The 25,210-nt window shown below is 68.8% G+C and carries 19 protein-coding genes and 1 tRNA gene; 7 read left to right on the top strand and 13 right to left on the bottom strand.

Features of this window, described 5'->3' with window-relative positions:
- Positions 1–291 precede the first annotated feature (291 nt).
- Together ACFYXM_RS00520 and ACFYXM_RS00515 are read left to right on the top strand one after the other, a co-directional pair.
- Positions 292–1,692: a pyridoxal phosphate-dependent decarboxylase family protein gene (locus ACFYXM_RS00520; RefSeq protein ID WP_389285911.1), complete on the top strand. Its 1,401-nt coding sequence runs from the start codon at positions 292–294 to the stop codon at positions 1,690–1,692.
- Positions 1,689–3,107, top strand: a complete 1,419-nt coding sequence (locus ACFYXM_RS00515; protein WP_389285488.1) for a lysine N(6)-hydroxylase/L-ornithine N(5)-oxygenase family protein — start codon at positions 1,689–1,691, stop codon at positions 3,105–3,107. Before ACFYXM_RS00520 ends, ACFYXM_RS00515 begins: the two co-directional genes overlap by 4 nt.
- 93 nt (positions 3,108–3,200) lie before the next feature.
- Here the strand turns inward: ACFYXM_RS00515 and ACFYXM_RS00510 are convergent, their stop codons facing one another.
- Both ACFYXM_RS00510 and ACFYXM_RS00505 read right to left on the bottom strand, forming a co-directional pair.
- Positions 3,201–3,833 carry a GPP34 family phosphoprotein gene (locus ACFYXM_RS00510; RefSeq protein WP_389285486.1) on the bottom strand — a complete coding sequence of 211 codons (633 nt, stop codon included), beginning with the start codon at positions 3,831–3,833 and terminating at the stop codon, positions 3,201–3,203.
- Between the two features lie 14 nt (positions 3,834–3,847).
- Positions 3,848–4,072 carry an alcohol dehydrogenase catalytic domain-containing protein gene (locus tag ACFYXM_RS00505; RefSeq protein WP_389285484.1) on the bottom strand — a complete coding sequence of 75 codons (225 nt, stop codon included), beginning with the start codon at positions 4,070–4,072 and terminating at the stop codon, positions 3,848–3,850.
- A gap of 248 nt (positions 4,073–4,320) precedes the next feature.
- On the opposite strand from ACFYXM_RS00505, the gene ACFYXM_RS00500 reads away from it, so the two are divergent.
- Positions 4,321–4,953, top strand: coding sequence for a nucleoside-triphosphatase (locus ACFYXM_RS00500; protein ID WP_389285482.1), 633 nt, complete (start codon positions 4,321–4,323; stop codon positions 4,951–4,953).
- 202 nt (positions 4,954–5,155) lie between these two features.
- Here the strand turns inward: ACFYXM_RS00500 and ACFYXM_RS00495 are convergent, their stop codons facing one another.
- Positions 5,156–6,967 carry a bifunctional metallophosphatase/5'-nucleotidase gene (locus ACFYXM_RS00495; protein WP_389285480.1) on the bottom strand — a complete coding sequence of 604 codons (1,812 nt, stop codon included), beginning with the start codon at positions 6,965–6,967 and terminating at the stop codon, positions 5,156–5,158.
- A gap of 326 nt (positions 6,968–7,293) precedes the next feature.
- On the opposite strand from ACFYXM_RS00495, the gene ACFYXM_RS00490 reads away from it, so the two are divergent.
- Together ACFYXM_RS00490 and pyk are read left to right on the top strand one after the other, a co-directional pair.
- Entirely contained in the window at positions 7,294–7,995 is a 702-nt protein-coding gene (locus ACFYXM_RS00490; protein WP_389285479.1) for an SIMPL domain-containing protein, read from the top strand.
- A 157-nt stretch (positions 7,996–8,152) separates the two neighbouring features.
- Complete coding sequence (pyk, locus tag ACFYXM_RS00485; RefSeq protein WP_389285477.1) at positions 8,153–9,586, top strand: pyruvate kinase; 1,434 nt, start codon at positions 8,153–8,155, stop codon at positions 9,584–9,586.
- A 9-nt stretch (positions 9,587–9,595) separates the two neighbouring features.
- Here pyk and ACFYXM_RS00480 read toward each other — a convergent pair whose 3' ends face one another.
- Complete coding sequence (locus ACFYXM_RS00480) at positions 9,596–10,375, bottom strand: helix-turn-helix domain-containing protein (RefSeq protein ID WP_389285475.1); 780 nt, start codon at positions 10,373–10,375, stop codon at positions 9,596–9,598.
- A gap of 111 nt (positions 10,376–10,486) precedes the next feature.
- Positions 10,487–10,559, bottom strand: a tRNA-Leu gene (locus ACFYXM_RS00475).
- A 101-nt stretch (positions 10,560–10,660) separates the two neighbouring features.
- Between ACFYXM_RS00475 and ACFYXM_RS00470 the strand changes: the two genes are divergently transcribed.
- On the top strand, positions 10,661–11,338 hold the full coding sequence (locus ACFYXM_RS00470) for an ANTAR domain-containing response regulator (RefSeq protein WP_389285473.1): 678 nt from the start codon (positions 10,661–10,663) through the stop codon (positions 11,336–11,338).
- A gap of 107 nt (positions 11,339–11,445) precedes the next feature.
- Here the strand turns inward: ACFYXM_RS00470 and ACFYXM_RS00465 are convergent, their stop codons facing one another.
- The 7 genes from ACFYXM_RS00465 to ACFYXM_RS00435 form a co-directional block, all read right to left on the bottom strand.
- A complete protein-coding gene (locus ACFYXM_RS00465; RefSeq protein ID WP_073788698.1) occupies positions 11,446–12,162 on the bottom strand; it encodes an ABC transporter ATP-binding protein in 717 nt (238 codons plus the stop codon).
- Complete coding sequence (locus ACFYXM_RS00460) at positions 12,159–13,121, bottom strand: ABC transporter ATP-binding protein (RefSeq protein ID WP_389285910.1); 963 nt, start codon at positions 13,119–13,121, stop codon at positions 12,159–12,161. The genes ACFYXM_RS00465 and ACFYXM_RS00460 overlap by 4 nt, the downstream gene beginning before the upstream one ends.
- Positions 13,122–13,126: 5 nt before the next feature.
- A complete protein-coding gene (locus ACFYXM_RS00455; protein ID WP_389285471.1) occupies positions 13,127–14,920 on the bottom strand; it encodes a branched-chain amino acid ABC transporter permease in 1,794 nt (597 codons plus the stop codon).
- A 5-nt stretch (positions 14,921–14,925) separates the two neighbouring features.
- Positions 14,926–15,855 carry a branched-chain amino acid ABC transporter permease gene (locus ACFYXM_RS00450; protein WP_351525133.1) on the bottom strand — a complete coding sequence of 310 codons (930 nt, stop codon included), beginning with the start codon at positions 15,853–15,855 and terminating at the stop codon, positions 14,926–14,928.
- 104 nt (positions 15,856–15,959) lie between these two features.
- Positions 15,960–17,186 (bottom strand): branched-chain amino acid ABC transporter substrate-binding protein, encoded by a 1,227-nt coding sequence (locus ACFYXM_RS00445; RefSeq protein ID WP_389285470.1) that lies wholly within the window; start codon positions 17,184–17,186, stop codon positions 15,960–15,962.
- Positions 17,187–17,925: 739 nt separating this feature from the next.
- Entirely contained in the window at positions 17,926–18,396 is a 471-nt protein-coding gene (locus ACFYXM_RS00440; protein WP_389285468.1) for a PaaI family thioesterase, read from the bottom strand.
- A gap of 357 nt (positions 18,397–18,753) precedes the next feature.
- Positions 18,754–21,030: an FdhF/YdeP family oxidoreductase gene (locus ACFYXM_RS00435; protein ID WP_389285466.1), complete on the bottom strand. Its 2,277-nt coding sequence runs from the start codon at positions 21,028–21,030 to the stop codon at positions 18,754–18,756.
- A 210-nt stretch (positions 21,031–21,240) separates the two neighbouring features.
- Here ACFYXM_RS00435 and polA point away from each other — a divergent pair, with 210 nt between their 5' ends.
- Positions 21,241–23,952 (top strand): DNA polymerase I, encoded by a 2,712-nt coding sequence (gene polA / locus ACFYXM_RS00430; RefSeq protein ID WP_389285464.1) that lies wholly within the window; start codon positions 21,241–21,243, stop codon positions 23,950–23,952.
- Positions 23,953–24,110: 158 nt separating this feature from the next.
- Here the strand turns inward: polA and ACFYXM_RS00425 are convergent, their stop codons facing one another.
- The gene (locus ACFYXM_RS00425) at positions 24,111–24,968 is read right to left on the bottom strand and encodes a DUF4184 family protein (RefSeq protein WP_389285462.1); all 858 of its coding nucleotides are present in this window, start codon (positions 24,966–24,968) and stop codon (positions 24,111–24,113) included.
- Positions 24,969–25,210: the final 242 nt, after the last annotated feature.

Raw genomic sequence — 25,210 nt, 5'->3', positions numbered from 1 at the left:
CACCACGCACAACACCCACATATCACCAACATCACCCGCATCACCCATCACCGCCCAACCACCCGTGCCCGGCGCACCCTCCACCCACGGAGGCGCCGGGCACACCCATGACCCGCGCCTCCCACGACCGTCACGCCCCCACTACCACCACCACCTGCCACATCGACCCCACACGCACCCCACATCCCCCTTTCGAGTTCAGATCACCGCGCTCCACGGCCGCGCCCTCCGAATCCCGGACAAGCTGGCATGTCCACCCATGCCCACGCACCACACCCGAAGGCCGCCGCCATGCCCACCCCGCCCCTCGCCGGCTCCACCACCGGCCCCGACGCGCTCCGCCCCCTCCTCGACACCGTCCTCACCGCACTCCAGGACGGCGCAGACCGACGCCACGGCCCCCTCCCCACCGGCGGACCCGACACCGTCACCCACCACACCCGCACCAGCACCCACCCCCTCATCCCCGACCACGGAACCGGCCCCCACGAAGCCCTTCGCACCCTCGTCACCACCCTCGCCGAAGGCGCCGCAGACCCCGCACACCCCCTCTGCACCGCACACCTCCACACCCCACCCCTCGCCCTCGCCGCCGCCGCCGACCTCGCCGCCTCCGCCCTCAACCCCTCCATGGACTCCTGGGACCAGGCACCCGCCGCCTCCACCCTCGAAGCCGACACCACCGCCGCCCTCGCCGCCGAGATCTACCCCCACCACCCCTCACCCGACGCGCTCCTCACCACCGGCGGCACCGAAGCCAACCAACTCGCCCTCCTCCTCGCCCGCGAACGCAACGGCCCCGTCCAGACCATCCACGCCACCAACGCCCACCACAGCATCACCCGGGCCGCCTGGCTCCTCGGCCTCCCCGAACCCGTCGTCATCCCCGCCCCCACCGGCGTCATGGACCTCGCCGCACTCCAAGAAACCCTCACCCGACATCACCACCGCCCCCTCCTCGTCACCGCCACCGCCGGCACCACCGACACCGGCCAGATCGACCCCCTCACCGACATCGCCGACCTCTGCGCCACCCACGGCGCCGAACTCCACATCGACGCCGCCTACGGCGGACCCCTCCTCCTCAGCCCCACCCACCGCAGCAAACTCCACGGCCTCGACCGCGCCCACAGCGTCACCCTCGACCTCCACAAACTCGGCTGGCAACCCGCACCCGCGGGCATCCTCGCCGTCCCCCACCACACCCACCTCCACCCCCTCCACCACCACGCCCCCTACCTCAACGCCGACGACGACACCGAAGCCGGCCTCCCCGACCTCCTCGGCCGCTCCCTGCGCACCACCCGCCGCCCCGACACCCTCAAGATCGCCGTCACCCTCAAAGCCCTCGGCCGTGACGGACTCGCCGACCTCATCGACCGCACCGTCACCACCGCCCACCACCTCGCCGACCTCATCACCAAAGCCCCCACCCTCGACCTCTACGACCGCCCCACCATCACCACCGTCCTCTTCCGCCCCACCGACGCCGACGACCACACCGTGGCCACCATCCGCCGCACCCTCCTCACCCGAGGCCACGCCGTCCTCGGCCGCGCCCACACCGGCGACCGCCTCTGGCTCAAAGCCACCCTCCTCAACCCCCACACCACCCCCGACGACCTCCACACCCTCCTCGACCTCGTCGACGACCTCACCCACGAACTCACGAAAGGCAACACCCCCCGATGACCGACCGACCCACCCCCCGAACCGACCAGCCACACGACCTCGTCGGCATCGGCATCGGCCCCTTCAACCTCTCCCTCGCCGCACTCGCCCACAGCATCCCCGCCACCACCCGCCCCCTCACCACCGCCTTCTACGAACAACGCCCCGCCTTCCACTGGCACCCCGGCCTCCTCATCGACGGAGCCAGCCTCCAAGTCCCCTTCCTCGCCGACCTCGTCACCCTCGCCGACCCCACCAGCCCCTGGAGCTTCCTCAACTACCTCCGCACCCGCGACCGCCTCTTCCCCTTCTACTTCGCCGAACGCTTCCACATCCAACGCGCCGAATACGACGCCTACTGCCGCTGGGTCACCCACCAACTACCCGGACTCCACTTCAACCACCAAGTCGACGCGATCCGCTGGAACGACCGGCACGACTGCTTCGAAGTCGACTACACCCAACTCGACGCCGACGGAGAAGCCGAAGCCCTGGGCCGCACCCACACCCGCAACATCGTCCTCGGCATCGGCACCGAACCCCACATCCCCGAACCCCTCAAACCCCTCGCCGAAGCACCCTCGGTCCCCGTCCTCCACTCCGGCGACTACCTCCACCACCGCCAGAGCATCCTCGACGCGGAACACATCACCATCATCGGCTCCGGACAATCCGGCGCCGAGATCTTCCTCGACCTCATCCGTGCCCGCCCCACCGGCCGAGAAAACCTCCACTGGCTCGCCCGCACCCCCGCCTTCGCCCCGATGGAATACTCCAAACTCGGCCTCGAACACTTCACCCCCGACTACAGCCACTACTTCCACACCCTCCCCGAGGCCGTACGCGACGAACTCGTCCCCCACCAATGGCAGCTCTACAAAGGCATCGACACCGACACCATCGCCGCCATCCACGACGAGCTCTACCGCCGCACCCTCCACGGCGGCTGGCCCCGCACCACCCTCACCCCCGGCGTCACCGTCCGCACCGCAGAACGCATCGCCGACACCCGCATCGAACTCCACCTGGAACACACCCAACAAAACACCCGCACCACCCTCACCACCAACGCCGTCATCCTCGCCACCGGCTACCACGAACGCCCCCTCGACCGCATCCTCGGCGGAATCGAACCCCACCTCCACCGCGACGACTCCGCCCGCCCCCGCATCGACCACCACCTCCGCCTCACCCTCGACCCCACCATCACCGGAAACATCTACGTACAGAACGCCGGACGCCACACCCACGGCGTCGGCACCCCCGACCTCGGACTCGCCGCCTGGCGCAGCGCCACCATCCTCAACCACCTCACCGGCACCACCCCCTACCCACTTCCGCAACGCACCGCCTTCACCACCTTCGGCCTCACCCCCACCACCCCACCCGTCCCCACCCAGAACCCCGACCGCATCCCCCTCACCCACAACCACTGACCCCGCACCACACCACACCGCACAAGGCGGCCGCCCCTCACCACGAGAAGACGGCCGCCCCGCACCGACCCACCGGAGAACACCCCCACCGCATCACTCGCCCCGCCAGATGTTGTCGAAGGCGGCCTGCTCGACGGAACGCCGCAACCGCACGGCCTCCAACTGCGTCAACGCGTCATGGACGGCGGCGAGCACGGTGTCCACGGCATCGTCGTCCACACCGGGGGAGTCGGCAGCGCCCACGCCCTCCTCACCCTCCCCACCGTCCTCACCACGGATCCCGAGAGCCCCCGCCAGACCGACCAGGACGGGCTCCCTCGACCCCCAGCGACTCGCCGCACCACTGCGGTCCGGCGAATCCGCCGGCACGATCCGACCCGCCCCGAAAGGCACCCCGTGACGGTGCCGCCGAGCGAGCTTCCCCTCCGCCTCGAGAACGGCCAGATACGCCGCCGACAAACCCCGCCCCCTGCGCCACAGCCAGTCACCCACCGACTCGTACGGCGCGTCACGAACAAGCGACGAAGCGGCCCGATCCAGCAACGGATCGGTCAAGGACGGGACATGACCCGGCACGATGCGATCACCATCCAGAGCGACGGCCTCGACACCGAGCAGATCGATCACCTCGGCCCCCGCCAGAGCGAGCGACAAGCCACCCTGCTCCACAGCACCACCGGACACCTGGTCCAGGCTGACGAACAACAGGTCGCGCGACGTGGTCATGACAGGCAGCCGCATCATCGAACCGCGAGCACCGCACGGAAACGGGCAGCATGCCCGGGCGCCAGCGGAAACCGCACGCCGGGCACCCCGGCATCCACGAAGAGCACGTCGCCGTGACAGACCCCGCAGGCGTCCACGGCGATCCGCACATCACCGGGCCCCGGCTGCGGCACCTCACGCCCGACGAGCTCGAAAGGCCCGCCCGCCATGGCGACCCGGGCGACTCGGTACGAAATCATCCAGACCACTCCCGAAAGCGCGACGCCCCCTCCTCCCCAGCAGACCAGCTCCGGCCCGATCCCGCGCGCCGAACAGGCCGGAGCTGATCCGACCGCCCGAGCCGGACAGATCCGGGCCCCAGGAACCGGACACCCCCGGGACGCCCCACCCGGCCCGCGCGGAAGCCCGGCCACCCACCCCGATGGGACACTGGCAGCAGGGCCGCACCACCCGGCCACCCGCACCCGCCCACGCCCCGGAGCACACGATGCCGACGAGGATCCTGCTGGAAGGACGCCCCGGCAGCGGAAAGACCACCACCATCCGCCGACTGGCGGAGCTGCTGCACGCCCGGCGCGCCACCGGCTTCACCACCCAGGAGATCCGCGAAGGCGGTACACGGGTGGGCTTCACCCTGGAAACACTGGCCGGCCGACGGGCCGTACTCGCCCACGTCGACCTTCCGGGGCCACCACGGGTCGGACGCTACGGCGTCGACCTCGAAGTCATGGAACGACTGGCCCTGCCGTCCCTGTCGTGGCCACCTCCGTCCCCCACAGCCGCGCCGCCCCCCGGACGTCTCGTCCTCATCGACGAGCTCGGAAAGATGGAACTGGCCCACCGCCCGTTCCAGGACGCCGTCCGGGCACTGTTCGCAGCCGACATCGATGTCGTCGCCACCGTCCAGGCACAGCACGGCCCGCTCACCGACGCCCTCAAGCACCGCACCGACATCGAACTCCTCCAGGTGACCCCGGCGAACCGCGACACCCTCCCGGAGTGGCTGGCAGCACGCCTGGAGAGGCAGCAGGGCGTATTTCGAACGTCCCGTCCGGCCCGCGACGCCTGGCACGACACCTCGCCGCAGCAGCGAGGCCGACGGCCCGGAACACCCCCGTGACAGCGACACACCGACGACAGGACGCCGCCCCTCGCCACCCCTCCCGAACCGTCCGACCAGCCCCCGGACCACTGCCGCAGCCGCTCACGCCACGGGCCGTACCCGCCGACCGGCGGATACGGCCCGAAGAACTCCCACCCCACGCCCGCAGGCGGCGTTCCCCCCCACGCGGGACGCGCCACCAGGGACCACGGAACAGCCCTCAGAACACCGGCGAGCCGTCCCGCGTCAGACGCCAGTCCACCGAAGCGAACCGCGCGGCATCCACCGAACCCTTCGCCCGCACCCAGGAGATGATCGTGTTACGGATCTCCTCCGAATTCGCCCACACCTGCTTGGCACCCGCCACATGCGGGAAATTGCCCCCACCACTCGCCCGGTAGTTGTTCACCGCCAGCACGAACTCCGCCGCAGGATCGACCGGCTTCCCCTCGAACGACAGATTCACGATCCGCGAACCATTCGGCTTCGCGACATCGATCTCATACGTCAGACCCGACACCGCGTCATAGTTGTAATCCGGAATGTTCTCCGCGTTCGTCAGCTTCGACGTGTCCACCGGAGCGCCCGCAGCCGTCCGCACGTAATAGCGCGCCGAGAACTCCAGATACTCGCGAATCTGCGCACCCGTCAACACCCGCGCCTCCAGCGTGTTCTCGAACGGATACAACCCCGCCGCATCCCTGATCGTCACGTCCCCTTCCGGAATCCGCGCCGTACGCGAGAAACACGACGCCTGCGAAAGCACCGGAAGCGACGCATACGCCCCGCCCGCCAGCGCCGCCTTCACCGTCTCCGTCTGGACCACATTGATCAGATCGATGATCGGCTCGTCCTTCCACGCCGCCTCGGCCGTCGACATCGCCGCCGACGACGTACCGATGACCTGATTGACGTACGCCACCACCTTCCGGTGCTCGTCCGCCAACAACCTCGTGATCTTCGGGTCCTCGCCCACGGCATTCGAGTTCAGCACCCGCGAACCCGCCCGCTCCACCACCCAACGACCCCGCTCCCACACCAGATCGAAGTCGAACAGCGTCAGCCGCTGCCCCCACTTCAACGGCTCGGACAGCACCACCTTCTTGCCCGTCCGCTCGTTCTCCACGAAATACTCAGGAATCTCCAGATGCGCATGCCCCACCAGAATCGCATCGATACCCGGAACCTGCTCGGCCACCAGAGCCGCCGCGTTCTCGACATGCGGAACCTGATCACCGTACGACGACGTACCACTCGTCCCCGAATGAGCCGACACGATCACCACGTCCGCACCCATGGAACGCAGCCTCGGCACGAACTTCGCCGCCTGCTCCTCAAGACCGGGAAACACCATCTTCCCGCCCACATTCGCCTTGTCCCAGATGGCGACACCCGGATTGGTCAACCCCAGAACCGCCACCCGCACATCCCGTCCGAACGGCGTACGCATCCGCTTGATCACATACGGGGCGAACGCCGGCCGCAACGACTTCGCGTCCAACGCGTTCGCGCCCAGCAACGGAAAATCACACTGCTCCTCGAACTTCCGCAGCACCGGGATCCCGTAATTGAACTCGTGGTTGCCCAGAGCCGCCGCGTCATAGCCGATCGCGTTCATCGCCTGCGCCATCGGATGCACCGGACCACGCCTCGCCGTGATCGGATCGACCTTCGCGTAGTAGTACGACAGCTGGGTGCCCTGGATCGTGTCACCCGCATCGATCAACAGGGTGTTGCCACGTCCCTTCTCACGACGCACCTGCTCCACCAACGTGGAGATCTTCGCCAGACCCACATCGTTGTGGTCCTTGTCGTCGAACTCCTTGTCCGTGAAGTAGTCCCAGTTGAAGACGTTCCCGTGCAGATCGGTGGTGCCCATCACGGTGAACGAGTACCGCTTCGGCGGACGCCCGTGACCATGGCCGTGCCCATGACCATGGGCCGCGGCGGGGACAGCGGAACCACCCGCCATCGCCGCCCCGGCACCCACGGCCGCCGACGTGCCCAGGAACGTCCTACGGTTCAGCGGCATTTCGTCTCCCACATCTCGCATCTCGTACAGCTCGGTTCTCGTGCAGCTCAGATCTCGTACAGCGCGGTCCCGTCCAGCGCGGTGCCCGTGAAGCACCGTCACCGTGCGGCCCGGCACGCCCGGCGCCGCACCCCTCACGGCACACGGCCGACACGGCCCGGAGGACGACCGGCACACCGCACCGCCCCCACACCGCACCCCGCCCAGCGCACATACAGCGCACAACGCGCGTAGATAATGGCGCAGGAGCCATACCGAGCAACACCCCCCACAGGGTTGCGATCCGGTGACCAGCCGCTGTCATACCCGCATGCCACAGTGGAACCATGACCGACACCACGGCCCCCTACGGCACCCCCGAGCACCCCCGCGTCGCGGTCCGGGGCGAAGCCCGCCTCGAAGTCGACCCCGAAATCGCACACTTGGGCATCACCGTCACCGCACGCGGCAAAGACCGCCGCACCGCCCTCGAAGACCTCACCCGCCGCAACGAAGCCGTCCTCGAACTCATCCGCTCCTACGGACCGGCGGTCGAGAAGCTCGAAACCGGCGCCCTCTCCATCAACCCCGAACTCGCCGAGAAAGGCCGCGACGAAAAGATTCGCGCCTACCACGGCCGCGTCCACATCACCGCAGTCCTCAACGACTTCACCGCCCTCGGCGAACTGGTCACCCGTGTGGCAGCCCTCGACATGACCTGCGTCAACGGCCCCTGGTGGGCCCTGCGCCCCGACTCACCCGCCCACGCGAACGCCCGCCGCCAAGCCGTACGCGAAGCCGTCCAGCGAGCCCGCGAATACGCCGACGCCCTCGGCTCCCACCTCACGGCCCTCGTCGAACTCGCCGACCTCGGAGCCGAGAATGCCGTCTCCGCCCTCCCCGCTCCGCCCGCGGGACTCCGGGGAAGCGCCGGCTACGGCGCCGCGGCCGCACCGGCCCCCACCCCCGCCCTCGACCTCGAACCCCGACGCCAGACCGTCTGTGCTCAGGTGAACGCCCGCTTCATCATGTCGCCGCCCGAACTGTGAGGCACAACCCTCGAAAAAGGAATACCGGAAGGAAGGAACGCTCATCCGAGCGCATCGGCGCCCAATTCAACACTTGTCAACAACCCTTCAGTCAAAGGTCGTTGGGTAGTCACGCACGGCCAATTAACTACCCGTAGGTAAGGTCTAGGGTCGAACCATGCGCCGAGCCAAAATCGTCTGCACCCTGGGCCCCGCCACCACCTCGTACGAACAGATCGAGGCACTCGTCGAGGCGGGAATGGACATCGCCCGCCTCAACCTCAGTCACGGCACCTACAACGACCACGAAGAGCGGTACCGCCACGTACGCAAGGCATCCGACGAGTCCGGCCGCAGCGTCGGCATCCTCGCGGACCTTCAAGGCCCGAAGATCCGACTCGGACGCTTCCGCGAAGGACCCGTACTGCTTGAACGCGGCGACACCTTCACCATCACCGTCGAGCCCATGGAAGGCGACCGCCACACCTGCGGCACCACCTACGACGGCCTCGCCACCGACGTCACCCCCGGCGAACGCATCCTCGTCGACGACGGCCGCGTCACCCTCGAAGTCACCGAAGTCGACGGCCCCCGCGTCCACACCACCGTCCTCGAAGGCGGCATGGTCTCCGACCACAAGGGCCTCAACCTCCCCGGCGTCGCCGTCTCCGTCCCCGCCCTCTCCGACAAGGACATCGAGGACCTCCGCTGGGCCCTGCGCACCGGCGCCGATGTCATCGCGCTCTCCTTCGTGCGCAGCGGACGCGACATCGAGGACGTCCACCGCATCATGGACGAGGAAGGCCGCCGCCTCCCCGTCATCGCCAAGATCGAGAAGCCCCAGGCCGTCGAGAACATCGACAGCATCGTCGCCGCCTTCGACGGGATCATGGTCGCCCGCGGCGACCTCGGCGTCGAAATGCCCCTGGAACAGGTGCCGATCGTGCAGAAGCGCGCCATCAACCTCGCCAAGCGCAATGCCAAGCCGGTCATCGTCGCGACTCAGATGCTCGACTCGATGATCGAGAACTCCCGCCCCACCCGCGCCGAGGCATCCGACGTCGCCAACGCCGTCATCGACGGCACCGACGCGGTGATGCTGTCCGGAGAGACCAGCGTCGGACGGTACGCCGTCGAGACGGTCCGCACGATGGCCCGCATCGTCGAAGCCGCCGAGGAGGACGTCCTCGCCAAGGGCCTCAAGCCCCTCACCGACCGCAACAAGCCCCGCACCCAGGGCGGCGCGGTGGCCCGCGCGGCGGCCGAGATGGGCGACTTCCTGGGCGCCAAGTTCCTCGTCGCCTTCACTCAGAGCGGCGACACCGTCAGGCGCCTCTCCCGCTACCGCTCGCCCATCCCGCTCCTGGCCTTCACCCCGGACCCGGCGACCCGCTCCCAGCTCAACCTGACCTGGGGCGTCGAGACCTTCCTCGGCCCGCACGTCGACTCGACGGACGCGATGGTGGCCCAGGTCGACGAGGAGCTGCTGAAGATCGGCCGCTGCAAGGAGGGCGACGTCGTCGTGATCACCGCAGGCTCCCCGCCGGGGGTCCCGGGCTCGACGAACCTGGTACGGGTGCACCGCATCGGCGAGGACGACGGAGGCAAGTAGGCAGGTCGTTCAGTGCTTCGGCCCGACATGGGCGTCCATGAGGGCGACGGACGCCCGTCGGGCGACGGAGATGTTGTACGCCTTGCCCGCGCGGGTGCAGTGCGTCCACTCGACGCCAAGCCCGTCGAGGGTGTCGGTGTAGAGGCGTCGGATGTCGTCCGAGACGTTGGTGAAGAAGTAGCGGGGGTACTCGTAGCGCTTTCGCTCTCCGGCGATGGTGCGGGTCGTCCAGTTGATGACGCGGCATCCGTCGGAGTGGACCAGGCCACGGACGAAATCCCATGGGTGTGTGTTCACGATCTCCTGCTGCCAGGAGACGAGGGCGATCCGGCGCTCGTGCTTCCTGCCGCTCCCGTGCTGCGGAAAGAGGCAGGGCCAGTGCTTCGTAAAGGACTTGACCTCGACGCATCCGCCTCTGTGGCGGCGAGTCACACGGGGAGTGGGCATCACCCCTCGCATAGCCGACTCCGCTTCGTCGATCAGTCCTGGCCACGTGTTGTCGCAGAAGATCGACAAGTGGTGTTGCTTCGGCTTCGAGATGATGTGGCCGTCGCCCAGGTAGAGACCCAGGAGGTATACGTAAGCGAGCTGATCGAACTCCCTACCCGTACACATCGGGCAGTCGGTGGGCTGCTCATATCGCACTCCGCGCTGCTTGCGGTCCTGATGCAGCCACCAGCCGACGGTTCCGCGAGGAACGTTGAGGAGTTCTGCAACTGCGCGATTGCTGGAGCCGCTTCGAAGGAGGGCGAGCGCTTCGTCCCGTAACGAAGGACTGTGTTGTTCCATACGGGGGAGTCTTGGGCGATCTCCGTCAGTATGTGCTGGATTCGAAGGAGCGTTCACCAGCAGGAGTGAAGATCACCAAGGTCCAATTTGACCTTGGAATCGAAGGGGAAGTGCCCTGGGTGGGATTCGAACCCACGCTGTCGGTGGTTTGAGCACCGTGTCTCTTCCGCTGGACTACCAGGGCTGGCCTTAACATCAAAGGTTAGCGCAGGACCGCTGTGCCTCAAACATACAGGAGCTAGGTAGGCTCGGGTAGCAGCACCTGTCTTGAAAAAGAGGAGCCACGTGACCACCCCCGAGTCGCCCCAGCCCACCGACGACGACAAGTCGCACGTTCCGCCGCTGACGACCCGTGTCGTCATTGCCGAGGACGAGGCGCTGATCCGTCTCGACCTCAAAGAGATGCTGGAGGAAGAGGGCTACGCGGTCGTCGGCGAGGCCGGGGACGGGCAGCGGGCGGTCGAGCTGGCCCGGGAGCACCGCCCCGATCTGGTGATCCTCGATGTGAAGATGCCGGTTCTGGACGGGATCTCCGCCGCGGAGAAGATCGCGGAGGAGTCCATCGCTCCTGTCCTGATGCTGACCGCGTTCTCGCAGCGTGATCTCGTCGAGCGGGCCCGGGACGCCGGCGCGATGGCGTATCTGGTGAAGCCGTTCAGCAAGAGCGACGTGGTGCCGGCGATCGAGATGGCGGTGTCGCGATTCGCGGAGCTGAAGGCGCTGGAGAGCGAGGTCGCGGATCTCGCGCAGCGGCTGGAGACGCGCAAGCTGGTGGACCGGGCGAAGAGCATTCTGCAGACGGACTACGGTCTGTCGGAGCCTGCCGCGTTCCGGTGGATCCAGAAGACGTCGATGGACCGGCGGATGTCGATGCAGCAGCTCGCCGAGGCGTTGATCGCGGATGCGGCCGAGAAGAGGGCCGCGGAGAAGCAGGCCGCCGAGGAGAAGAAGGCGGGCGAGTAGGCGGCGTACGTGTACGGGGGAGGCCCGCACCGGTTCGACCGGGTGCGGGCCTCGTCCGTTCGTGGCTCAGGTGTCGTCGCGGGGGTCCGTGCGCGGAGCCGGTGGGGTCAGTCCTCGCCGAGGTAGGCCTTGCGGACGGACTCGTCGTGCAGGAGGTCCGCGCCGGTGCCGGAGAGGACGATCCGGCCGACCTCCATGACGTGGCCCTGGTCGGCGAGGGAGAGCGCCGCCTGGGCGTTCTGTTCGACGAGCAGGATGGTGGTGCCCTGGGCCTTGAGTTCGGCGATGGTCTCCATGATCTTCTGCATCATGATCGGGGAAAGGCCCATGGAGGGTTCGTCGAGCATCAGGAGCTTGGGCCGGCACATGAGGGCCCTGCCCATGGCGAGCATCTGCTGTTCGCCGCCCGAGAGGGTTCCGGCGGCCTGTTTGCGGCGTTCCCCGAGGATGGGGAAGAGGTCGTAGGCGCGCTGGATGTCCTGTTCGATGCCTGCCTTGTCGTTGCGGAGGTAGGCGCCGAGCTGGAGGTTCTCGGTGATCGACAGCCGGGGGAAGATGTGGCGTCCCTCGGGGGAGTGGGCGAGGCCCAGGGAGACGATCTTGTGGGCGGGGATGTTGCCGATGGGCTGTCCGTCGAAGACGATGCTGCCGCCGGCCGGTTTGAGCAGCCCGGAGAGGGTGCGCAGGGTGGTGGTCTTGCCGGCGCCGTTGGTGCCGATGAGGGTGACGATCTGGCCGGCTTCGACGGTGAAGGAGATGCCCTTGACAGCTTCGATCTTGCCGTAGGCGACGCGGAGGTCCTGGACCTCCAGCAGTGTGGTCATCGGGCGTCCTCCTCGGTGCCGTCGGCGCCGGTGGTGCTGGTCGTGCTGGTGGTGCCGGTGGTGTCCGCCGTGGCGGTGGTGTCGGTCGTGCCGGTGTCGGTCGTCCTGTGGGCCTCGGCCTCGGCGGCTTCGACCTCGGCGACTTCTTCGGCGCCGGGGGCGCCTTCGAAGGGGGTGCCGAGGTAGGCGGCGACGACGCGTTCGTCGCTCTGGACGATGTCGGCGGTGCCCTCGACGAGTTTCTGGCCCTGGACGAGGACGGCGACGCGGTCGCAGAGGTTGAAGATGAACCGCATGTCGTGCTCGATGACGAGGACGGCGATGCCCTGGTCGCGGATGGCGAAGATGAGTTCTTCGGTGACGCGGGTTTCCTGCGGGTTCATGCCGGCGGTGGGCTCGTCGAGGAGCAGGAGGCCGGGCTCGCTGGCCAGTGCGCGGGCGATCTCCAGTTTGCGCTGGTCTCCGTAGGGGAGGTTGCGCGCGAGGTGGTCGGCCTTGTCCGCCAGGCCGATGAATTTCAGGAGTTCCATGGCGCGTTCGCGGCTGGCGTTTTCGGCCTTGGTGAAGCCGGGGAGGCGCAGGAGGGCGGACCAGAGTCCTTCCTTGGTCCGGGTGTGGCGTCCGACGAGGACGTTTTCCAGGACGGTCATGTTGGCGAAGAGCCGGATGTTCTGGAAGGTGCGGGCGATGCCGGCCTGGGTGACGAGGTGGGGTTTCGGCGGCAGGACGGTGCCCTTGTAGCTGACCTTGCCCTCGGTGGGGACGTAGAGGCCGGTGAGGCAGTTGAAGAAGGTGGTCTTGCCTGCGCCGTTGGGGCCGATGAGGCCGACGATCTCGCCGGTGTTGACGGTGAGGTCGACTTCGCGTACGGCGGTGAGGCCGCCGAAGCGCATGGTGACCCCGTTGGCGTCGAGGACGGTGGTGGCGTTGTTCGTGGTGGGGGTTTTCGTGGTGGTCATGGTGGTCACGCCCCCGCCTTGGCGATGCCGGCGCCGGTGGTGTCGGACTGTCGCGGTTCCGGTACGTCGGGCTGGTCGGTCTCGTGGAATTCGAGCTGCTTCCTGCGGTCGGCGACGAGGCCCTCGGGGCGCAGGCGCATCAGGAGGATGAGTGCGACGCCGAAGAGGAGGAGCTGGTAGTCCTGCATGAATTGCAGCTTGGCCGGGATGAGGTAGAGGAGTGCGGCGCCGACGAGGGGTCCGCTGAGGGTTCCCATGCCGCCGAGGATGACGGCGGCGAGGAGGAAGGCGGAGTTGGGGGGTACGGAGCCGGCGAACTGGTACTGCTCGGGTGTCACGGTGTAGTTGACGTGTGCCTGGACGGTTCCGGCGAGTCCGGCGAGGGTCGCGCCGAGGGCGAAGGCGAGCAGTTTGAGGCGGAAGGAGTTGATGCCCATGGCGGTGGCGGCGGTCTCGTCCTCGCGGATGGCGACCCAGGCGCGGCCGATGCGGGATTCTCCGGAGCGGCGGAAGACGAGGACGACGACGGCGGTGAAGAGGAGCATGAGCAGGTAGTAGTTGGCGGACCTGCCGAGGCTGAAGCCGAGGATGTCGTGCTTGGTTCCGAAGTCGAATCCGAAGAAGTTGAGGTCGGGGATGCTGGGGATGCCCTGGGAGCCGTTGGTGAGGTCGGGTCCGCTGTTGCCGTTGAGGTTGTTCACGGTGAGGCGGAAGATCTCACCGAAGCCCAGGGTGACGATGGCGAGGTAGTCGCCGCGCAGCCGTAGCGTCGGTGCGCCGATGAGGACGCCGAAGACGAGTGAGGCGGCGGCGCCGGTGAGTACGGCGGCCCAGAAGGGGAATTCGACGCCGATGGCCGACATGGTGGAGCCGGAGACCAGGGCGGCGGCGTAGGCGCCGACGCCGAGGAAGGCGACGTATCCGAGGTCGAGGAGGCCGGCGAGGCCGACGACGACGTTGAGGCCGAGTGCCACGGTGCCGAAGATGAGGATGTTGGCGCCGATGAGCGCGTATTCCTCTTTCTGCTGGGTGAAGGGGAAGCAGACGGCGGCGGCGAGGGCGGCGGTGAGGGTGATGTTGCGGTGCTTCGCGGTCAGTGCGGTGAGGCGGGAGACGAGTCCGGCGCGGTGGAGTGCGGTGAAGGCGAAGCCGGTGGTGATGAGGAAGCCGATGAAGAGTTCGGTGTATTCGGTGTCGATGCCGTAGCTGAAGACGTAGAGGCCGATGCCGAACGCGATGACGATGATGAGGATTTCGGCCCAGTCGGGGAGGGCTTTGGCCCGGGGTGCGGACGGGGCGCGGAGGCTGTGGCGGAAGCGTTCCCAGGCGGTGGTGCTGGTGCCGGTGGGTGTCTGGTCGGCGGGGAGTCCGAGGGCGGCGAGGGCGGCGATGAGTGCGCCGATGCCGCTGATCCAGGCGCCGGGTTCCAGGTTGACGAGGCCGCCGAGGGCGTAGGAGATGGCGCCGAGGGCGTAGCCGGTGGTGCCGAGGGTGCCGAGGGCGAGGAGGCGGACGGGGCTGTTGGTGCCGCCGGGGGTGAGCCAGCCGAGGCCGCGGATGCCGTATCCGGAGAGTGTGAGGAGGAGGGTGAGCGCGGCGCTGATGAGGGTGAGGACTTGGAGGCCGCCGGGGTAGCCGGTGACGGTGAGGTCGCCGGGGAATTCTTTGGTCCAGGTCCAGGCGAGGAAGGTTCCGGCGAGTGCGAGTGCGGCGCCTGTGAGGGTGGCGATGCGGGCTGCTGCCGGGGGGATGGGGAGGAGGGGTGCGGTGTGGGGTGTGGTGGTGTGGTTGGTGGTCATCCGTATCACGCCCGATCCGCGACGCGTTCGCCGAGCAGGCCCTGGGGGCGGAGCAGCAGGACGATGATGAGGAGGACGAAGGCCCATACGTCCTTCCAGGCGCCGCCGCCGAAGAGTTCCATGCCGGGGACGTTGCTCATGTAGCCGGTGGCGAGGGATTCGGCGATGCCGAGGACGACGCCGCCGAGCATGGCGCCGTAGATGTTGCCGATGCCGCCGAGTACGGCTGCGGTGAAGGCTTTGAGGCCCATGATGAAGCCCATTTTGAAGCCGATCTGGCCGTTCTTGAGTCCGTAGGCGACGGCGGCGACGGCGGCGAACGCGGCACCGATGGCGAAGGCCATGACGATGATGCGGTCGGTGTTGATGCCCATGAGCTTGGCGGTGTCGGGGTCCTGGCTGGTGGCTTGCATGCCGCGGCCGGAGCGGGTCTTGGAGACGAAGAGGCCGAGGGCGATCATGCAGATGGGGGCGGTGATGAGGACGAAGAGGTCACCGCGTTGGATGTGGGCGCCGAGGATGTCGAAGGCTTCGCCCTTGAACTGGGGGAAGGAGCGGTCCTTCTTGGCGTCGGGGTACCACTTCCAGATGGCTTGCTGGAGTGCGAGGGAGAGTCCGATCGCGGTGATGAGCGGGGCGAGTCGGGGGGCGCCTCGCAGGGGTCGGTAGGCGAAGCGTTCGGCGGCTGTGCCGACGGCGACGGAGCATATGACGCCGCCGATGATCATGAGTGGGATGATCGCGAGGAGGGAGACGCCGGCCGGCATCCAGAGGTACACGGTGAGAGCTCCGAAGCCTCCGATCATGAAGATCTCGCCGTGGGCGAAGTTGATGAGCTGGATGATTCCGTAGACCATCGTGTAGCCGATCGCGATGAGTCCGTACATCGCGCCGAGGATGAGTCCATTGGCCAGCTGTTGCGGCAGTTCGTTCACCGCAGGGCCTCCGTGGAGTGGTTCGGATATGGCACCGCGCGGGGCGCTGGTGGCGCTCCCGCGCGGTCTGGGTCACTTCGGGTTGCCCGGGAGGGCGGCGGTGGTCAGGGCTTGTAGACCTCGCTGATCCTGGAGACCCACTTGCCGCCGTCGACCTGGTAGGCGGTCATCATGGTGTTGGTGGTGTCGCCGTACTCGTCGAAGGAGACGGGGCCGGTGACGCCGTCGAACTTGACCTTGGCCATGGCTTCGAGGACCTTGGCGCGGAGGTCGTCGGGGGCCTTGCCGTTGTTGTCGGCGACGGCGATCTTGACGGCCTCGATGATGGACCAGGTGGCGTCGTAGGTGCCGCCGCCGTAGGCCTCGTAGGCGTCCTTGTATCCGGCGGTCTTGTAGTCGGCGATGAACTTCTTGGCGGAGTCGAGTTCTTCGACGGGCTTGCCGACGGAGGTGGCGATGTCGCCCTGGGCCTTCTTGTTGAGCTTGATGAAGTCGGCGCTGTACATGCCGTCGCCGCCCATGAGGGGGATCTGGACGCTGTCCTTGAGCTGCTGGCTCAGGGGGGCGCCCGCGGGGTATTCGCCGCCGTAGTAGACGGCCTTGGCGCCGGACTTCTTGACCTTGGTGACGACGGCGTTGAAGTCACGGTCGTCGGGGTTGACGTGGTCGGTGCCGACGATCTTGCCGCCGAGGGAGGTGAAGGTGTTCTTGAAGGAGGCGGCGAGGCCGGCGCCGTAGGGCTTCTGGTCGTCGAGGAGGTAGACCTGGTTGATCTTCGCGTTGTTGTAGAGGTACTTCGCGGCGAAGGCGCCCTGGATCTGGTCCGTGGTGGCGGTGCGGAAGTAGGTCTTGTAGGGGCGCTTCTTGTCGCCGGTCTTCCAGTTCTCGCCCTGGGTGAGTTCGGTGCCGGTGTTGGCGGGGGAGACCTGGGTGAGGCCGGCGTCGTTGAGGGGCTTCTGCATCGACTGGGAGACGCCGGAGTTGAGCGGGCCGACGACGCCGACGACGGTGTCGTCGTCGATGAACTTCTGGGCGTTCTGCTGGCCGACGGAGGGCTGGGCCTGGTCGTCGAGGGGCTTGACCTCGAACTTGATGCCGGGGACGGTCTTTTCCTTGTTGGCCGTCTTGGCGGCGAGGTCGGCGGAGTTCTTGATGCCGAGGCCGAGGGCGGAGAGGTCGCCGGTGATGGGCGCGTCGACGCCGATGACGACGGTCTTGGTGTCGCCGTCGCCGCCGCCGTTGTTGCTGTCGTCGCGCGACCCGCAGGCGGTGAGTGTCAGTGCTCCTGTGGTGAGCACTGCGGTGAGTATGAGTGAAGAACGGTGTCGCACGAAAGGTCCTTTCCCTGGCGCGGCCTCCTCTGCTTGAGGTGCCGTGTCGTTCGCCGGGCCGTACGGGTGGTACAGGGCCGTGCTGGTTGACGCGCCCGGCGGCGCGGTGACTGGCCGTGACTCTAGGCGCAGGTGTGGTGGTGGGGGGTGGGTCCGCCGCAGGATGTGACTTTCTTGTTATGCCCTTGAGCAAGGCTTGAGGTGGCTGTGCGGACATGTACGTCTTTTTACCGGTCGGCGAAAGTGGCCGCAGGGTGAGAACTCGCAGCTCTGCTAAGGGGCTTGAGCAGATCTTGGTGCTGTCGCGCGGTGTGGGCGAGGGGGTGCGGGTGCCGGGTGAGGCGCAGGTGTCGCGGTGTTCGCGGGGCCGGGTACGGGCGTGTTGGCCGTGGCCTGCACGTATCGCCCGACGGTTACTTGGAGTGACATTCGGCGTGGCGTGGTTGACGCGGTGTCGCGTGTGCGGACGGCGCGGTCGGGTGTGGCCGGGGTGTCGATCGGGGCGTTCAATGCGCTGTGGGGTCAGTGGTGTTGGCCATGGTGGATGCTCAACTTGGCTTTATGGTATGGGCAGTTGTGCGGGAAATGGGAATGCCCGGCCGGATCTCGGTCCGGCCGGGCGGTGGTGCGGGCGCCTGGTGTGCGGTGGTGGTGCGTGGTGTGCGGTGGGTCGCGTGTTGGGTTGTGTTTCGGTCAGGGGTGCGGGTGGCCTCGGGGCTCGGAGGGGTCGGGGTTTCGGTCAGGCTGCGTCGGGGCGCGGTGCGTCGCGGAGCAGGCAGGTGAGGCGGGCGGTGCAGACCCGCTTGTCGTGCTCGTCGGTGATGACGATCTCGTAGGTGGCGGTGGAGCGGCCGCGGTGGACGGGGGTGGCGACGCCCGTGACGAGTCCGCTGCGCACGCCTCGGTGGTGGGTGCAGTTGAGGTCCACGCCGACGGCGATCTTCGTGGCGCCGCCATGGAGCATGGAGCCGACCGAGCCGAGGGTCTCGGCGAGGACGGCGGAGGCGCCGCCGTGGAGCAGTCCGTACGGCTGGGTGTTGCCCTCGACGGGCATGGTGCCGACGACGTGGTCGGCGGATGCCTCGACGATCGTGACGCCCATGCGTTCGCCGAGGTGGCCGGCGGAGAAGAGGGCGGGGAGGTCGACGCCGAGTTCGGCGTATTCGTCGATGATCTCCTGGGGGAACGTGGGGGTGGTGTGCTCGCCCATGCTGTCCGGCTCCGATCGTCTGCGATGCCTGGTGGCTTCCGTCTGTCTGCGTCGTTCATATCAGACGACTGAGCGGGCGCTTAGGTCGTGTTTCGTACGGGACGGCCGGTGCGGGCGCCGGGCCGTCCCGGCACGTGCGCCGGGCCCGCTGCCGTCGGGCCGGGCGCCGCCCGTCGGGGGGTCCGGCCCGTGGGGAGGGGCGGCCCCGGCGCTGTCGGCACGGGAGCGCCGCGAACGGGCCGGGCCTCGTTCCCGGTCGTCCTCGGCCGTCTTCTGCTGTCCCCGGAAGCGGCCGGTCATGCCCGGAGGCGCCCGGTCGTCCTCGGGCGCCACCTGGTCATCCCCGACCGTCGCCGGTCATCCCCGGACGTTCTCGAAGCGCACGACGACGGACTTGCTGGCGGGGGTGTTGCTGGTGTCGGCCGTGGAGTCGAGGGGGACCAGCACATTGGTCTCCGGGTAGTAGGCGGCGGCGCAGCCTCGGGCGGTCGGGTAGTGCACGACGCGGAAGCCGGGGGCGCGTCGTTCCACGCCGTCCTTCCATTCGCTGACGAGGTCGGTGTATGCGCCGTCGGCCAGGCCGAGGTCGCGGGCGTCGTCGGGGTTGACGAGGACGACGCGGCGGCCGCCCTTGATGCCGCGGTAGCGGTCGTCGAGGCCGTAGATCGTGGTGTTGTACTGGTCGTGCGAGCGCAGGGTCTGCAGCAGCAGCCGGCCGTCCGGGAGTTCGGGGTGTTCGACGGGGGCGGCGGTGAAGTTGGCGCGGCCGGTCGCGGTGGGGAAGCGGCGTTCGTCGCGGGGGGCGTGGGGGAGGGTGAAGCCGCCGGGGTGGGCGATGCGGGCGTTGAAGTCCTCGAAGCCGGGGACGACGCGGGAGATACGGTCGCGGATGGTCGCGTAGTCCTTCTCGAACTCCTCCCAGGGGGTGGCCGATCCGGGGCCGAGGGCGGCGCGGGCGAGGCGGGCGATGATGGCGGGTTCGGAGAGCAGGTGCGGGCTCGCGGGGGTGAGGTTGCCGCGGGAGGCGTGGACCATGCTCATGGAGTCCTCGACCGTGACGAACTGCCTGCCGCTCGCCTGGACGTCCTTGTCGGTGCGGCCCAGGGTGGGCAGGATCAGGGCCCGGGTGCCGGTCACCGCGTGGGAGCGGTTGAGCTTGGTGGAGACGTGGACGGTGAGGCGGGCCCGTCGCATCGCGGCCTCGGTGACCTCGGTGTCGGGGGTGGCGGCGACGAAGTTCCCGCCCATGGCGAAGAAGACCTTGGCGTCGCCGTCGCGCAGGGCCCGGATGGAGCGGACGACGTCGTAGCCGTGGTGGCGCGGCGAGGTGATCGAGAATTCCTTGTCGAGGGCGTCGAGGAACGCGGCCGGGGGCCTTTCGAAGATGCCCATGGTGCGGTCGCCCTGGACGTTGGAGTGTCCGCGCACGGGGCAGACTCCTGCGCCGGGGCGGCCGATGTTGCCGCGCAGGAGGAGGAAGTTGACGATCTCGCGGATGGTCGGCACGGAGTGCTTGTGCTGGGTGAGGCCCATGGCCCAGCACACGATGGTGCGTTTCGAGGCGAGGACCATGGCGAGGGCTTCTTCGATGGCGGCGCGGTCGAGGCCGGTGGCGGCGAGGGTCCGGTCCCAGTCGGCCTCGCGGGCGGCCGCGGCGAATTCCTCGTAGCCGTGGGTGTGTTCCCGGACGAAGGCTTCGTCGACGGCGCCGTCGGTCTGGAGGACGAGCTTGTTGAGGAGGCGGAAGAGGGCCTGGTCGCCGCCGATGCGGATCTGCAGGAAGAGGTCGGTGAGCGGGGTTCCCCTGAGCATGCCGTGCGGGGTCTGCGGGTTCTTGAACCGTTCCAGTCCGGCCTCGGGCAGTGGGTTCACCGAGATGATCCTGGCCCCGGCGGACTTGGCCTTCTCCAGGGCGGAGAGCATCCGGGGGTGGTTGGTGCCGGGGTTCTGTCCGGCGATGATGATCAGGTCGGCGCGGTGGAGGTCCTCCAGGGAGACGCTGCCCTTGCCGATGCCGATGGTCTCCGTGAGTGCCGAGCCGGAGGACTCGTGGCACATGTTGGAGCAGTCGGGGAGGTTGTTGGTGCCGAATTCGCGGGCGAACAGCTGGAGGAGGAACGCGGCCTCGTTGCTGGTGCGGCCCGAGGTGTAGAAGACGGCCTCGTCGGGGGAGGCGAGGGCGCGCAGTTCCTCGGCGAGGATGCCGAAGGCGCGTTCCCAGGTCACCGGCTCGTAGTGGTCGGCGCCCTCGGGGAGGTACATCGGGTGGGTGATCCGTCCCTGCTGGCCGAGCCAGTATCCGCTGCGGGCGGCGAGGACGGGCAGGGGGTGCGCGGCGAAGAACTCGGGGGTGACGCGGCGCAGCGTCGCTTCCTCGGCGACGGCCTTGGCGCCGTTCTCGCAGAATTCCGCGGTGTGCCGGTGCTCGCCCTCGGGCCAGGCGCAGCCGGGGCAGTCGAAGCCGTTCTTCTGGTTGACCTTGAGGAGGGTCTGCGCGGTGCGCCGGACGCCCATCTGCTGCTGGGCGACGGCGAGGCTGTGGGCGACGGCGGGCAGGCCGGCGGCGGTGTGCCGGGCGGGTCCGACCCGGGGCGCGTCCTGGACCGGGTCACCGGTGGGGGGCTTCGTGGCCATGGTGCGCTTCCTTTCGGGCCGGGTGCGGACCGTGTCGTTCCGTGTGCGTCGCGTGTGTGCCGCGCGGGGGGTGTGCTCCCCGGCTTCTCCCTTTTGCTCGTCCGTCGATCCTGTCACGCGGGCCGGGCGGGCGGCACGGTCGTGCGTCGTCGATTGCGGCGAGCGATGTCCGGTCGGGCATTGTCGGTGGTCCGTGGCAGGATCGGGGGCGTGGCTGAGACGGCATCGAAGAAGACGGCAGACAACCGACCGCGCCTGCTCCTGATGGACGGGCACTCCCTGGCGTACCGGGCGTTCTTTGCGCTGCCCGCGGAGAATTTCACGACGGGGTCGGGGCAGACGACGAACGCGGTGTACGGCTTCGCGTCGATGCTGGCGAACACGCTGCGTGATGAGGCGCCGACGCATTTCGCGGTGGCGTTCGACGTTTCCCGCAAGACATGGCGCGCGGAGGAGTTCCCGGAGTACAAGGCGAATCGTTCGAAGACCCCGGACGAGTTCAAGGGGCAGGTCGAGCTGATCGGTGAGCTGCTCGACGCGATGCGTGCGGACCGTTTCGCGGTCGAGGGCTTCGAGGCGGACGACGTCATCGCCACGCTGGCGACGCAGGCCGAGGCGGCCGGTTTCGAGGTGTTGATCGTCACTGGTGACCGGGACTCGTTCCAGTTGATCACGGACAACATCACGGTGCTGTATCCGACGAAGGGTGTGTCGGAGCTGACGCGGTTCACCCCGGAGAAGGTCGTGGAGAAGTACGGGCTCTCGCCGCGGCAGTATCCGGACTTCGCGGCGCTGCGCGGTGATCCGTCGGACAATCTTCCGGGTATTCCGGGCGTCGGGGAGAAGACCGCCGCGAAGTGGATCAAGCAGTTCGGTTCGTTCGCCGAGCTGGTGGAGCGCGCGGAGGAGGTCAAGGGGAAGGCCGGGCAGAATTTCCGGGACCATCTGGACGCGGTGCGGATGAACCGCCGGCTGACGGAGATGGTCCGTGACGTGGAGCTGCCGAAGACCCCGCGGGACCTGGAGCGCGCGCCGTACGACCGCACGGCGGTGACGGGTGTGCTGGACGTCCTGGAGATCCGCAACCCGAGCCTGCGCGAGCGGCTGCTGGCCGTCGATCCGGGCGCGGCCGAGACCGGGGCCCCGGTGCCCGCGGCGGGCGTCGAGCTGGACGGTGCGGTGCTGGGCGCGGGCGAGCTGGCGCCGTGGCTGGCGGAGCACGGCGGGGAGCCGTTGGGTGTCGCCACGGCGGACACCTGGGCGCTCGGCGCGGGCACGGTCACCGAGGTCGCGCTGGCGGCGGCGGGCGGCGCGGCGGCCTGGTTCGATCCCGCGGAGCTCGACGAGGGCGACGAGCGGGCGTTCGCCGCCTGGATCGCCGACGCTGCGCGGCCCAAGGTGATGCACAACGCGAAGAGCGCCATGCGGGTCTTCCCGGAGCACGGCTGGCGGGTCGAGGGCGTCACGATGGACACGGCGCTGGCCGCCTACCTGGTCAAGCCGGGGCGCCGTTCGTTCGCGCTCGACGCGCTGGCGGTGGAGTACCTGGGCCGGGAGCTGGCGCCCGCGGCGGCGCCCGGCGGGCAGCTGGCCTTCGGCGCGGACGACCGGGCGGAGGCCGACGCCCTGATGGCGCAGGCCCGCGCGGTCCTGGATCTGGGCGAGGCGTTCACCGCCCGGCTGGCGGAGGTCGGCGCGGCGGAGCTGCTGCATGACATGGAGCTGCCGACGTCCGCGCTGTTGGCCCGCCTGGAGCGGCACGGCATCGCGGCGGACCGGGCTCATCTGGAGGGTATGGAGCAGCAGTTCGCCGGTGCGGTGCAGCAGGCGGTGAAGGAGGCGCACGCGGCGGTCGGCCGGGAGTTCAACCTCGGCTCGCCCAAGCAGCTCCAGGAAGTCCTCTTCGGTGAGCTGGGGCTGCCCAGGACGAAGAAGACGAAGACCGGGTACACGACGGATGCCGATGCCCTGGCCTGGCTGGCCGGGCAGACGGAGCACGAGCTGCCGGTGATCATGCTGCGCCACCGTGAGCAGGCGAAGCTGCGGGTCACGGTCGAGGGTCTGATCAAGACGATCGCGGCGGACGGCCGTATCCACACGACGTTCAACCAGACGGTGGCGGCGACGGGACGGCTCTCCTCCACCGACCCCAACCTGCAGAACATCCCGGTGCGTACGGACGAGGGCAGGGCCATCCGCCGGGGCTTCGTCGTCGGCGGGGGCTTCGAGTCGCTGATGACGGCCGACTACAGCCAGATCGAGCTGCGGGTGATGGCGCACCTCTCCGAGGACGCGGGCCTGATCGAGGCGTTCACCTCCGGTGAGGACCTGCACACGACGGTCGCCTCGCAGGTGTTCGGCGTCGACAAGTCGGCCGTCGACCCGGAGATGCGCCGCAAGATCAAGGCCATGAGCTACGGGCTGGCGTACGGGCTGTCCGCGTTCGGTCTCTCCCAGCAGTTGAACATCGAGGCGGGTGAGGCGCGTGGTCTGATGGACACCTACTTCGAGCGGTTCGGCGGGGTGCGCGACTATCTGCACCGCGTGGTGGAGGAGGCCAGGGCCACCGGATACACCGAGACGGTCTTCGGCCGCCGCCGCTATCTCCCGGACCTCAACAGCGACAACCGCCAGCGGCGCGAGATGGCCGAGCGCATGGCGCTCAACGCGCCGATCCAGGGCACGGCGGCGGACATCGTCAAGGTCGCCATGCTCAAGGTGGACCGGGCGCTGACCGAGGCGGAGCTGAAGTCGCGGATGCTGCTCCAGGTCCACGACGAGATCGTCCTGGAGATCGCGGCGGGGGAGCGTGCGCGGGTGGAGGAGATCGTGCGCCACGAGATGTCCACGGCCGTGCAGTTGCGCGCCCCGCTGGACGTGTCGGTGGGTGTGGGTACGGACTGGGAGTCGGCGGCCCACTGACCCGGGCGCGGTCACCGCGCCGACCCGTGGGCGTGGCCCGCGAGGCGGACGGCGTCGGACGGGATGCCCGGGGCGCTCGGGTGCCGGGGGTTCCGGGCTGTCCGAGGCCGCCGGGGCGTGGTGCGGAGCCGTACCCGAGGGGGAGTTCGGGGGTCGGGTCAGTGCGGTGACGGGGCCCGTCCGGCTGCGGCGGGGGACGGGGGTGCGGGTGTGCGCGGTCGGCGCAGCCGCATCCATGTCCCGTACAGCAGCAGGCCCGCCGCCAGTCCGGCCCCGGCGCCGAAGCAGGCCGTCGGGACGATGTCGAGCGGGTCGTGGACGCCGCCGAAGTACGTGTACCAGCGCGCGCACCGGTGGACGACGCCGAGCAGGACGCAGACGCCCAGCAGGGTTCCCGCCGCCCGTCGTCCCCGGCGGCCCAGTACCGGCACGTCCGGCGGGACCGGCCGCGACCCGGTCCGCCGCAGGCCCGAGGCCGTGAACCACACGAGCACGACCAGGGCCACCGCCGAACTGCCGTACTGCACCAGCTGGAACACGGGACGTCCGCCGAGGCTGCCGTCGAGCCCCGGGACCAGTCGTACGCCCCAGCGGTCGTGATGGGTGAAGGCGTCCCAGACGACATGGGTGGTGGCCCCGACGGCCGCCGACACCGCGAACCACGCACCGTCGCGCACCCGGTGCCCCTCCCGTCCGGCCGCGGGCCGGCCCCGCAGGAACGCGTGCACCCGTCCCTGCCAGGCGTCCGGCAGCAGTGCCACCAGCGGCTCGCGGAACAACAGCCACACCGCCACCGCCGCCGCGGTGATCAGCACATCGACCGTGAGCACACCCCGTACCGAGTGGGTGACCTCCCCGAACTCCATGGCACCGGGAACCACGCTGTCCGCGAAGTACGTCAGATCAGGGGCGAACGAACCCGCGACGAGAGCCGAGGCGACGAGCGGGCCGCGGGCCGTGCCGTCGCGTCGTATGCCCGGCAGTACGGCCGCGGCGTGACTGAGTGTGAACGGCATGGCGGCAAGTATTGCGGGAGTCGTCCTCACCGGCCGGACAGCCGCCGTACAACTTGTGGACCGGAACGTGAAAAACAGGTAAGAATCGGTCAGTAGATACTGCGTCAGTCACATGAGTTGCCGTAGGGTCGCCCGAGAGTCTGTCGGGTGACCTCCGACCGGGCGGCCACGCCCTGGCGCGCACGCTTCCGGCGTTGCCGAAATGGCCTGGTAGCTCCGCTACGAGACCAACTCGGCGCCTT

Source organism: Streptomyces sp. NPDC002476, from assembly GCF_042889785.1.
GTDB lineage: Bacteria > Actinomycetota > Actinomycetes > Streptomycetales > Streptomycetaceae > Streptomyces.
This window is presented reverse-complemented; position numbering and strand designations above follow the sequence as displayed.

What these genes read in the sequence shown, in the direction of transcription:
- ACFYXM_RS00465 (WP_073788698.1), bottom strand. Translation starts at nt 12,162, where the DNA reads ATGACCACACTGCTGGAGGTCCAGGACCTCCGCGTCGCCTACGGCAAG.
- ACFYXM_RS00505 (WP_389285484.1), bottom strand. Translation starts at nt 4,072, where the DNA reads ATGATTTCGTACCGAGTCGCCCGGGTCGCCATGGCGGGCGGGCCTTTC.
- ACFYXM_RS00455 (WP_389285471.1), bottom strand. Translation starts at nt 14,920, where the DNA reads ATGACCACCAACCACACCACCACACCCCACACCGCACCCCTCCTCCCC.
- ACFYXM_RS00490 (WP_389285479.1), top strand. Translation starts at nt 7,294, where the DNA reads ATGACCGACACCACGGCCCCCTACGGCACCCCCGAGCACCCCCGCGTC.
- ACFYXM_RS00510 (WP_389285486.1), bottom strand. Translation starts at nt 3,833, where the DNA reads ATGACCACGTCGCGCGACCTGTTGTTCGTCAGCCTGGACCAGGTGTCC.
- ACFYXM_RS00435 (WP_389285466.1), bottom strand. Translation starts at nt 21,030, where the DNA reads ATGGCCACGAAGCCCCCCACCGGTGACCCGGTCCAGGACGCGCCCCGG.
- pyk (WP_389285477.1), top strand. Translation starts at nt 8,153, where the DNA reads ATGCGCCGAGCCAAAATCGTCTGCACCCTGGGCCCCGCCACCACCTCG.
- ACFYXM_RS00500 (WP_389285482.1), top strand. Translation starts at nt 4,321, where the DNA reads ATGCCGACGAGGATCCTGCTGGAAGGACGCCCCGGCAGCGGAAAGACC.
- ACFYXM_RS00425 (WP_389285462.1), bottom strand. Translation starts at nt 24,968, where the DNA reads ATGCCGTTCACACTCAGTCACGCCGCGGCCGTACTGCCGGGCATACGA.
- ACFYXM_RS00495 (WP_389285480.1), bottom strand. Translation starts at nt 6,967, where the DNA reads ATGCCGCTGAACCGTAGGACGTTCCTGGGCACGTCGGCGGCCGTGGGT.
- ACFYXM_RS00515 (WP_389285488.1), top strand. Translation starts at nt 1,689, where the DNA reads ATGACCGACCGACCCACCCCCCGAACCGACCAGCCACACGACCTCGTC.
- ACFYXM_RS00480 (WP_389285475.1), bottom strand. Translation starts at nt 10,375, where the DNA reads ATGGAACAACACAGTCCTTCGTTACGGGACGAAGCGCTCGCCCTCCTT.
- ACFYXM_RS00440 (WP_389285468.1), bottom strand. Translation starts at nt 18,396, where the DNA reads ATGGGCGAGCACACCACCCCCACGTTCCCCCAGGAGATCATCGACGAA.
- ACFYXM_RS00460 (WP_389285910.1), bottom strand. Translation starts at nt 13,121, where the DNA reads ATGACCACCACGAAAACCCCCACCACGAACAACGCCACCACCGTCCTC.
- ACFYXM_RS00520 (WP_389285911.1), top strand. Translation starts at nt 292, where the DNA reads ATGCCCACCCCGCCCCTCGCCGGCTCCACCACCGGCCCCGACGCGCTC.